At 66.3% G+C, this 2,089-nt stretch carries 2 protein-coding genes; both read left to right on the top strand.

Translation table 11 applies throughout. The features are described 5' to 3' along the window. Nucleotides 1-715 (top strand): proton-conducting transporter transmembrane domain-containing protein (locus B7L71_RS03530; protein ID WP_283160397.1); only part of this gene is annotated, 715 nt, incomplete at its 5' end. Continuing rightward, nucleotides 712-2,089, top strand: a 1,378-nt coding sequence (locus B7L71_RS03525; RefSeq protein ID WP_081136039.1) for a proton-conducting transporter transmembrane domain-containing protein, incomplete at its 3' end; no start/stop codon positions are given. The genes B7L71_RS03530 and B7L71_RS03525, both read left to right, overlap by 4 nt.

Genomic DNA, 2,089 nt, shown 5'->3' with positions numbered 1-2,089 from the left:
TGACCTCTACGGGATCGAGCTGAGCGTCGAACTGGGGGTGACCACGGCCTTGGCCATCGCGGCCTCCATCACCATCATCTATGGCTCGCTGAGGGCCATCGCCCAGCAGGAACTCAAGCCACGGCTGGCCTTCTCGACCATCAGTCAGGTGTCGTATGTGGTTCTGGGGGTCAGCCTGTTTGGGCCTTTCGGCACCATCGGTGCGCTCGCCCATCTGCTCCACCAAGGGCTGATGAAGGTCACGCTGTTTTTCTGCGCGGGCAACTACGCCGAAGAGCTGGGCATTCATCGCATCGATGAGATGGACGGTGCTGGCAAGCGCATGCCGCTGACCAGTCTGGCCTTTACCGTGGGGGCGCTGGGCATGATCGGGCTGCCGCCCATCGCGGGGTTCATCACCAAGTGGTACCTGGGCATTGGCGCCATCCAGGCCGAGATGTATTGGGTGGTGGCGGTGCTGGTGGCCAGCAGCACGCTGAACGCCATTTACTTTCTGCCTATCCTGCATCGGCTCTGGTTCCGGCAGGGGCCCGATCACGGGGTGGGTGCGTGGCCCAACGAGCAGCGTCTGGGGCGCCTGGAAACCCATGGCTGGCTGTTGTGGCCAGCCGTGTTTACCGCGCTGGCCAGCCTGGGGGCCGGGTTGCTGGCAGGCTTGCCGTTTAGCCCTCTGGATTGGGCAACGCGGGTGGCGGTAGGGGAGTATCTACCATGATGACGACACTGCTGCTGGCCGTGGCCTTGCTCTGGCCGCTGTGCGTGGCTGCCGGGGCGGTATGGCATGCCTACCGCACCCCGCCAGCGCAGCGGCGCTACTGTTCGTGGCTATGGGTCAGCGCCGCCTGGCCTGCGTTACTGCTGGCTTATATGGCTGAAGGCCGTTGGGTGCTGGAAGCCTGGATGCTGGGGGGCTGGTGGGAGCTGAATACGCTGAGCCGCCCCTGGCTGGCCTTCAGCGCGCTGCTATGGAGCCTGGCAGCGCTGCATGCCCGGGGCTACTTTGCCGCCGAGGAAGCCTTGGCTCGGGGGGGCGATGACGACGCTCAGCGGCGCTTGCAGCGGTTGACGCTATTGTGGCCCCTGGCCCTGCTGGGCAATGTCCTGCTGATCCTTTCCCAGGACATTGCCAGCTTTTACCTGGGCTTTGCGCTCATGACCTTTGCCGCCTACGCGCTGGTGGTGCATAGCGGCAGCGCCGAGGCGCGTCTGGGGGCTCGGGCCTACCTGATTCTCGCCGTGCTGGGCGAAGGGCTGATTCTGGGGGGGCTGCTATGGGCGGCTGGCTCCATCGACACCTTGACCCTGGAGGGCGTTCGCGAGGCCATTGCCCGCTCGGAGCACGGCGCCTGGATGGCACTGCTGCTATGGCTGGGGTTTGGCGTAAAGGCCGGGGTGGTGGGGCTGCATGTGTGGCTCCCGCTGGCCCACCCGGTCGCCCCTGCGCCCGCCAGCGCGGTGCTCAGCGGTGCCATGATCAAGGCCGGGCTATTGGGCTGGCTGAACGTGCTGCCCCTGGGCGAGTCGGGTCTGGCGCCTGAACTGGTACTGCTGGGCCAAGCCATGATGGCGCTGGGGCTGGCCGCCGCGTTCGGGGCTGCCCTGTATGGTGTGTGGCAGCGTCACCCCAAGGCCGTGCTGGCCTATTCGAGTATCAGCCAGATGGGCATGCTGACGGCGCTGGTAGGCACCGGGTTGACGGTGCCTCAGGCGTGGCTACTGCTGCTGCCCGGGCTGGTGCTGTTTGCGGCCCATCATGCGCTGGCCAAAGGGGCGCTGTTCATGGGAACCAGCATCAGCGAACACATGCCCCGCTGGCGTGTACCGCTGCTGTTTGCACTGATGGCGCTGCCGGGCGTATCGCTGACAGGTGCCCTGGCTGCCGGGCTGGTCAGCAAGTGGGGAGTCAAGTCAGTGCTTTACGATGCCCAACTGACCACGCTGGTGCTGTTGCTGACCTGGGCGGCCGTGGGCACCTCGCTGCTGGTAAGCGTGTGCCTGTGGCGGCAGTGGCAGCTGCGCAAGAGCGGTGGCAGCCACCCCATGCAGTGGGGCGCCTGGTTGGCTGCCGTGGTGGCCGCGCTGGCCACCC

Origin of the sequence: Halomonas sp. BC2, from assembly GCF_002078115.1 — a bacterium.
Taxonomy (GTDB): Bacteria; Pseudomonadota; Gammaproteobacteria; order Pseudomonadales; family Halomonadaceae; genus Vreelandella; species Vreelandella stevensii.
The sequence above is the reverse complement of the archived record's forward strand: the minus strand, read 5'-3'. Positions and strand labels throughout refer to the sequence as shown.